Source organism: Terrabacter sp. P5_B1 (assembly GCF_056400505.1).
Genome location: NZ_JBFULD010000214.1, coordinates 1 through 7,388, shown reverse-complemented (window position 1 = coordinate 7,388; position 7,388 = coordinate 1). Strand labels below are relative to the sequence as shown.

Annotated in this window: 10 protein-coding genes; all 10 read right to left on the bottom strand. The window is 69.8% G+C overall.

Annotation, left to right across the window (positions count from 1 at the left end; genetic code table 11):
* Positions 1-669, bottom strand: a 669-nt coding sequence (locus AC1DP0_RS14960; RefSeq protein WP_478085444.1) for a F0F1 ATP synthase subunit delta, incomplete at its 3' end; no start/stop codon positions are given.
* Complete coding sequence (locus AC1DP0_RS14955; protein WP_478085442.1) at positions 669-1,247, bottom strand: F0F1 ATP synthase subunit B; 579 nt, start codon at positions 1,245-1,247, stop codon at positions 669-671. The genes AC1DP0_RS14960 and AC1DP0_RS14955, both read right to left, overlap by 1 nt.
* 56 nt (positions 1,248-1,303) lie before the next feature.
* The gene (gene atpE, locus AC1DP0_RS14950; protein ID WP_020142944.1) at positions 1,304-1,513 is read right to left on the bottom strand and encodes an ATP synthase F0 subunit C; all 210 of its coding nucleotides are present in this window, start codon (positions 1,511-1,513) and stop codon (positions 1,304-1,306) included.
* Between the two features lie 119 nt (positions 1,514-1,632).
* Positions 1,633-2,415 carry a F0F1 ATP synthase subunit A gene (atpB, locus tag AC1DP0_RS14945; RefSeq protein ID WP_478085439.1) on the bottom strand — a complete coding sequence of 261 codons (783 nt, stop codon included), beginning with the start codon at positions 2,413-2,415 and terminating at the stop codon, positions 1,633-1,635.
* Positions 2,416-2,566: 151 nt separating this feature from the next.
* Entirely contained in the window at positions 2,567-2,833 is a 267-nt protein-coding gene (locus AC1DP0_RS14940; protein WP_478085436.1) for an AtpZ/AtpI family protein, read from the bottom strand.
* A gap of 14 nt (positions 2,834-2,847) precedes the next feature.
* Positions 2,848-3,321 carry a hypothetical protein gene (locus AC1DP0_RS14935; protein WP_478085434.1) on the bottom strand — a complete coding sequence of 158 codons (474 nt, stop codon included), beginning with the start codon at positions 3,319-3,321 and terminating at the stop codon, positions 2,848-2,850.
* Between the two features lie 143 nt (positions 3,322-3,464).
* Positions 3,465-4,562: a glycosyltransferase family 4 protein gene (locus tag AC1DP0_RS14930; RefSeq protein ID WP_478085432.1), complete on the bottom strand. Its 1,098-nt coding sequence runs from the start codon at positions 4,560-4,562 to the stop codon at positions 3,465-3,467.
* Positions 4,563-4,605: 43 nt separating this feature from the next.
* Positions 4,606-5,883, bottom strand: coding sequence for a serine hydroxymethyltransferase (locus AC1DP0_RS14925; RefSeq protein WP_478085429.1), 1,278 nt, complete (start codon positions 5,881-5,883; stop codon positions 4,606-4,608).
* A 48-nt stretch (positions 5,884-5,931) separates the two neighbouring features.
* Entirely contained in the window at positions 5,932-6,702 is a 771-nt protein-coding gene (locus AC1DP0_RS14920; protein ID WP_478085427.1) for an L-threonylcarbamoyladenylate synthase, read from the bottom strand.
* Between the two features lie 67 nt (positions 6,703-6,769).
* The coding region (locus AC1DP0_RS14915) for an SDR family NAD(P)-dependent oxidoreductase (RefSeq protein WP_478085425.1) at positions 6,770-7,388 on the bottom strand (619 nt) is incomplete at its 5' end.

Below are 7,388 nucleotides of genomic sequence, written 5' to 3'. Positions count from 1 at the left end.
GGCGAGGCCGGCGGCGAGCCGGCGGCGGTCCTCATCGGAGAGCGGCACGGCCGAGGTGACGGTGGCCGTCTGCTGCTCGCGGCGGTGCGAGGCCGTGTCGAGGTAGCCCTCGACCGTCCGGTCGAACCGGCGACCCCGCGGGGCGCTCACGGCCTGGCGGACGAGTCCGAGGGTCTCCGGGGCGACCTTGTCGCGCAGCAGCGACTCGACGAGCGCGGTGCGCCGGTCGTCGGAGGCCTGCGTGTCGGTCAGCGCAGAGCGCAGTCCGGCGTCGGCCGCGACGATCCGCTCGAAGCGGAAGAGCTCGTCCTCGACCTGGTCCGCACGCCCCTGGGCCTCGGCCTGGGCGATGACGGCCTCGACGGCATACGCCTCGATGGTGTCGGTGAGGTCACGCTGGGAGGTCCACCGCTGCGCGAAGACGCCCTTGAGCACGACGAGCGTCTCGGCGCTCACCTTGCCCGCGAAGAGCCGCTCGGCGAGCTGCGCCTTGTCCGCGCCCTCACGTGAGGTGTCGGCTGCGGCGCGGCGCAGGGCCGTGCTGCCGTCGAGGAGTCCGACGACCGCGAAGAGCTCCTCGGCCAACCGTGAGCGGTCGGCACCGGCGGCGAGCGCGCCGGTGAACGCATCGCGGCTCGCGACCGCTGCTGCGCGTGAGGATCCCTGCATCAGCGGTCCCCGACCTTCTCACGGACGACGTCGCCCGACTCGAGCTCGGCGAGGAAGCGCTCGACGATGCCCTTCTGACGGGTCTCGTCGTGCAGCGACTCGCCGACGATGCGGCTCGCGAGGTCGGTGGAGATGCGCCCCACGTCCGCGCGGAGCGACACGACCGCCTGCTGGCGCTCGGCGTCGATCTGCTTGTGCGCGGTCTCGGTGATGCGCGCGGCCTCGGACGCCGCGTGCTCACGCATCTCGGCGATGATCTGCGCCCCCTGGGCCTTGGCGTCCTCACGGATGCGGGCGGCCTCGGAGCGGGCCTCGACGAGCTGGGCCTGGTACTGCTCGAGCGCGGCCTGGGCCTGGGCCTGGGCCTCCTCCGCCTTGTTCATCCCGCCCTCGATGGCAGCGGTGCGCTCGGCGTAGATCTGCTCGAGACGCGGCACGACCTTCTGCTTGACGATCACGTAGAGGATCGCGAAGCACGCGAGGCCGAAGAAGAACTCCAGCGGGTGCGGGATGATCGGTGCCGCGGTGGCCCAGAAGCCGCCCTCGCCGCCCTCGGCGGTCACGGTCACTGCTTGCATGCGGGTCTCCTAGAGAGAATGACGAACGGTGCTTCGAGCTGCCCCAGGAAGGGGCGTCAGCCCTTGAAGACGAACGCGAGGGCGATACCGAAGATGGCGAGCGCCTCGGTGATGGCCATGCCCAGGAAGGCGATCGGCTGCAGCATGCCGCGGGCCTCGGGCTGACGGGCGACGCCGTTGATGTAGGCGGCGAAGATCAGACCGACACCGATACCGGGGCCGATGGCGGAGAGGCCGTAACCGAGGATGGCGATGTTGCCAGTCATGTGTAATCCATTCCTTCTTGTCTTGTCCGGCTGGCGGTTACCAGACGGGCGGGGGCGAAGCTGGTTTGTGGTGCTCGTGCGGTGGTGCAGTCGTGGTGCGCGCCGGGCGCGCGGGAGGCTCAGTGCTCGTCGGCGACGGCACCGGCGATGTAGAGCGCGGCGAGCAGGGTGAAGACGTACGCCTGCAGGAACTCGACCAGCAGCTCGAAGAGCGTCATCACGAAGGCGAAGACCCACGTGACGCCACCGGCGACGACGAGGATGCCGCCGGAGGTGAGCATGTACCAGCCGCCGGTGATGAACAGGACGATGAGGATGTGGCCGGCGAACATGTTGCCGAAGAGTCGCAGGGCGAGGGTGACCGGACGCGTGAACAGGTCGGTGATGAGCTCGAGGAAGAAGATGAAGGGGATCATCGCCTTGGGCAGCCCGGCGGGCACGAGCGACTTCCAGTAGCCGATGAAGCCGTGCTTGCGCATGCCGACGACGTGGAAGACCACCCACACGATGAGCGACAGGGCGATCGGGAAGCCGATGCGGCTGAAGGTCGGGAAGCTGAACGGCGGGATGACGCCGAAGAAGTTGTTGACGAGGATCGTCGTGAAGAGGGCGAAGAGCAGCGGCACGAACCGCATGAACTCCTTGGTGCCGATGAGGTCCTTGGCGATGCCGTTGCGCACGAGCCCGTAGACGGCCTCGGTCCCCATCTGGCCACGGCTCGGCACGAGCGCCTTCTTCTTCGTCGTGGCGAGCAGCCACCAGACGACGAGCCCGGTCGCCACGACCATGAGGATGATCGGACGCGTGATCGCCCAAGGGCCGTCCGTGCCGAAGAGGGGCTGCCAGAACTCCTCGACGCCGGGGGCGGTGTAGTCCGTCGGGGCGGCGGCCACGATGCTCACGGGTTGCTCCTTGGTAGGTTCTGGGCGCTTCGGCTGACGACGGACGTCAGCGGTGGGGGTTCGGTGCTCGGGTGCGCAGATCCGCACGTGCGCGGGTCAGCGGGCGATGCGCCGGTGGCCGGCACGAACGCGTTCACGCTCACGGGCTGGCTCAATGGGTACCGTATCGGAACCAGATGAGGTAGAGCGACAGGGCCATCCCCCCGACGATCCCTGCTCCGACGAGCCAGGACGTTCCCAGCAGGTGGTCCGCGATGGCCCCGAGTCCCCCGTAGACCAGAGGTCCCGTCAGCAGGTAGGCGACCGCGCGCCAGGCGGAGTCCTGCTCGCGGATGTTGAACGCGCGCAGCTCCTCCGCCTTGTCCGCCTCCGACGGTTCGGTCGGGTCGTCGGGCTCGGGCGTCGAGGGTGTGGTCATGTCGACCTCCGGTCTCACGGCTCATCACGCTGCTCCCGGTCGGGCTTCGCGTCCAGCGAGGCAGCGCCGTCGGGGTCGTAGGCGAAGATCCGCAGTCGCTTGTAGGCGCGCATCTCGAAGAAGAGCCACACGACGGCGCAGACGGTGACGGACAGCCCGATCGCGTAGCCGGAGGCCCACGTGACGTCGCGCAGCGCGAACATGACGATGCCGAGCACCAGCACCTTGAAGGTGTAGGTGGCCATGACGATCATCATGGTCGTCGTGGGCGGCAGGTCGGCCGTGCGCTTCATGACGAGGAGCGTCAGGCTGAAGAAGAAGATGACGATGGCGGCGCCGAGCGCGGCAGACCACGCGGCCTTGGGGCTCGAGAACAGCCCGACGACCACACACAGGAGACCGGCCACGGCCGTCGGCAGCAGGGAGCCCCGGAGGAGCTGCGCGAAGGCATCCGACTGGGATGCGTCGCGGGCCGGTGTGGCGCTCAAGGAAACCTGCCTGGTGCGTCGGGTGGCGTCGTGCGGGCGGGGCTCGAGCAGATCCGGATCAGACTCGGATCGGCTCCGTTCAGAAGGACATCGGGCGCCTGCGACGGTCTTCTCAGACTCCCCTCAGGCGCTTGTGAATGCTATCACAAGCGTTCGGACGGCCTCCACCGCGGCAGCCACACGGTGAGCACGACACCCATCGCGGCGGCCACCCCGACGACCGCGAGCGGTCGGGGTCCGTCCCAGATGACGAAGGACACCGAACCGAGGGCCACGATGGCGGCCCAGAGGTAGAGGATGAGCACGGCTCGGCGGTGGCCGTGGCCGATGCGCAGCATGCGGTGGTGCAGGTGCATCGCGTCGGGCTGCCACGGGCGCTGGCCGGCCCGGGTGCGGCGCACGACGGCGAGGACCATGTCGAGGAACGGCAGCAGCAGCACGGCCAGCGGCACGAGGATCGGCAGGAAAGCTGCCGACACCGCGTTGTTGCTGATCTGTCCGGGATCGACGTTGCCGGTCAGGGTGATGGTCGCCGCCGACAGGAGAAGTCCCAGGGTCAGGGCCCCGGAGTCGCCCATGAAGAGCCGGGCGGGATGGAAGTTGTGCGGCAGGAAGCCGGCGCAGCACCCGACGAGCGCGGCGCAGATGAAGGTGGCCGTCGAGAACACGTTCGCCGGCACGAAGGAGCGAGACACGAGGTAGCTGTAGATGAAGAAGGCGAACGCGGCGATGCCGACGACGCCGGCGGCGAGCCCGTCGAGGCCGTCGATGAAGTTGACGGCGTTCGTCGAGGCGATGACGACGAGCACCGTGAAGAGCACGAGCACCGGCGTCGGCAGGATCGTCGTGCCGAAGATCGGCAGCGAGAGCAGCTGCACGCCGGTGTAGGCCATCAGGCCCGCGGCGAGCATCTGCCCCGCCAGCTTGGTCAGCCAGTCCAGCTCACGGATGTCGTCGAAGGCCCCCACCAGGCAGACGATCCCGCCCGCGGCGACCACGCCGATGATCTGCTTCGTCGAGAAGAGCGAGCCGAGGTAGGGCAGCGCCCTGGCCACCAGAGCGGCCGCCACGAACCCGATGTAGATGCCCACTCCCCCGAGCCGCGGGATCGGCGTCTTGTGGACGTCGCGCTCGCGCACCGGGGTGAACGCGCCCGACGCCACGGCGACGCTGCGCACGAAGGGTGTGGCGAGGTACGTGACCGCAGCGGCCACGATGAGGACGAGGACGTACTCGTGCACCTACCGACCTTCGCTTGACGCCGACGCTGGCGAGTGGGCTGACTCAGCGAGGGTATGCCGGGAAGCGCGTCACGAGATCGGTGACCTCGGCACGCACCTGCTTGCTGACCGCGTGGTCCGGGTCGGCGTCACCCGTGGTCACGGCCTGGTGGATGAGCGAGGCGATCTGCCTCATCTCCTCCAGGCCCATTCCCTGGGTCGTGACCGACGGCGTGCCCACGCGGATGCCGGAGGCGATGTTGGGCTTCTGCGGGTCGAACGGGATGGCATTCTTGTTGAGCACGATGCCGGCCGCGTCGGCCCGCTCCTCGGCCTCCTTGCCGGTGACGCCCACGCCCTGCAGGTCGAGCAGCGACAGGTGGGTGTCGGTGCCGCCGGTCGTCGGACGGATGCCCAGCTCGAGCAGGCTCGCCGCGAGCTGCTGGCTGTTGGCGATGACGTCCTTGGCGTACTGGGCGTACTCGGGGGTGGCGGCCTCCTTGAAGTTGACCGCCTTGGCCGCGATGGTGTGCATCTGCGGGCCGCCCTGCATCATCGGGAAGATCGCCTTGTCCATGGCCGCGGCGTGCTCGGCCTTGCACACGAGGGCGCCGGAGCGCGGGCCGCGGAGCACCTTGTGGGTCGTGAAGGTGACGACGTCGGCATACGGCACGGGCGACGGGATGGCCTTGCCGGCGACGAGGCCGATGAAGTGGGCCGCGTCGACCCAGAGGATCGCGCCGACCTCGTCGGCGATGGCTCGGAAGCGCTCGAAGTCGATGAGGCGCGGGATGGCGGAGCCGCCGGCGCAGATGACCTTCGGGCGGTGCTCGCGGGCGAGCGCCTCGACCTGGTCGTAGTCGATGTCCTCCGACTGCTGGTCGACGCCGTAGTGGACGGCGTTGAACCACTTGCCGGAGAAGGAGACCTTCGTGCCGTGCGTGAGGTGGCCCCCCATCGGCAGCGCCATGGCGAGGATCGTGTCACCGGGCGACATGAAGGCGCCGTAGACGGCCTGGTTGGCGCTTGCACCCGAGTGGGCCTGGACGTTGGCATGGTCCGCGTCGAAGAGCGCCTTGGCCCGCTCGATCGCGATGGTCTCGGCCTTGTCGACCTCGGAACAGCCGCCGTAGTAGCGACGGCCGGGGTAGCCCTCGGCATACTTGTTCGACAGCGTCGACCCCAGCGCTGTCAGCACGGCGGGCGAGCTGATGTTCTCGCTCGCGATGAGCTGCAGACCGCCGCGGATGCGGTCGAGCTCGGACAGGAGCACCCCCGCGATGTCGGGGTCGAAGGACTGCAGGGCGCCGAAGTCGGAGCCGTAGAACGTGTCGTCAGCCATGGGAGTCCTCCGGGTGGGTCGGGAGTGGGGCGCGAGCGCGAGCCAACTCTATTGCGTCGGGCCTGAGCCGTCGGAGGGACCTTGGGTCGCGGACACGTCGCGCCACTCCCCCGGGGCGTCGGTCGTGTCGCCGACCTCGGCGACGGGCTCGGGCCCCGCATCTGGTTCGGGCGCCTCGAGCACGGGCTCCGGCACGAGCGCCGCGTCCAGCTCGTCCTGGGTGATGGCGCCCAGTCGCAGCGTCACCGGGGTCTCGCCGGTGCAGTCGACGATCGTCGAGGGCTGCCCCTCACTGACCGCACCACCGTCGAGGTAGACCCCGACCGACTCCCCGAGCATGCCGACCGCCTCGTCGACGGTGCGGGCGGCCGGGTCGCCGGTCGTGTTGGCGCTCGTGACGGCCATCGGGCCGATGTCCCCGAGCAGCTCGAGGGTGATCTCGTGGTCCGGGACGCGAAGGGCGACCGTGCCGTTCGTCTCCCCGAGGTCCCAGTGCAGTGACGTCTGGGCCTTGAGCACGAGGGTCAGCGGCCCGGGCCAGAACCTCTCCATGAGCCGCTGCGCGTAGTCCGGCACCTGGGTCGCGAGTCCCTGGGCGGTGCGCGCGGTCGGGATGAGCACGGGTGGCGGCATGTCGCGCCCGCGTCCCTTGGCGGCGAGGACGGAGGCGACGGCGGTGGCGTCGAAGGCGTCACAGCCGATCCCGTAGACCGTGTCGGTCGGCAGGACGACGATCTCGCCGCGTCGGACGGCTGCGGCCGCGGCCGGGATGCCCTCGGCGCGACCGTTGGGATCGGTGCAGTCGTAGCGCTCGCTCACGGGGCAGAGCCTACTGGCGTGGTCCGGGACGTCGTCCGGGGCGTCGTCCGGGGCGTCGTCCGGGGGGTCAGGACGGATCGATGCCGACGAGCTCGGCCGAGACGCGCCACAGCCGTGCCGCCACCTCGGTGTCGTAGGAGGCCCGCGACGACCGCTTGGCCCTGCCGCCCGCGAAGTAGCGGCCGGACACGTGCTCCAGAAGTGGCGACGAGGCGAGCAGGACCGAGGTGTCCGCGCCCCGCTCCGGGCTCTTCATGAAGGGCTGTACGAGGGGGAGCATCAGGCGCATCCACCCCCCGGAGTCCTCCTGCCCGAAGGCTGTTCGGACCACCCCGGGGTGCAGGGCGTTGGCCGTGACCCCCGAACCCTCGAGCCGGCGGGCGAGCTCGTAGGTGAACAGGACGTTGGCGAGCTTGGACTGGTTGTAGGCGCGCTGCCCGTTGTACCCCTGAGCTCCCTGCAGGTCGTCGAGGTCGATCCGACCCATGGCCTGCGCGCCGGACGAGACCGTGACGACGCGTGCCGGGGCGCTGGCCCGCAGCCGGTCGAGGAGCAGGTTGGTGAGCAGGAACGGGGCGAGGTGGTTGACGGCGAAGGTCCGCTCGAGCCCGTCGACGGTCTCGTGCCGGGTGGCCCAGTAGCCGCCGGCGTTGTTGACGAGGACGTCCAGGCGGGCGTATGCCGTG

What these genes read in the sequence shown, in the direction of transcription:
- AC1DP0_RS14955 (WP_478085442.1), bottom strand. Translation starts at nt 1,247, where the DNA reads ATGCAAGCAGTGACCGTGACCGCCGAGGGCGGCGAGGGCGGCTTCTGG.
- atpE (WP_020142944.1), bottom strand. Translation starts at nt 1,513, where the DNA reads ATGACTGGCAACATCGCCATCCTCGGTTACGGCCTCTCCGCCATCGGC.
- AC1DP0_RS14940 (WP_478085436.1), bottom strand. Translation starts at nt 2,833, where the DNA reads ATGACCACACCCTCGACGCCCGAGCCCGACGACCCGACCGAACCGTCG.
- AC1DP0_RS14925 (WP_478085429.1), bottom strand. Translation starts at nt 5,883, where the DNA reads ATGGCTGACGACACGTTCTACGGCTCCGACTTCGGCGCCCTGCAGTCC.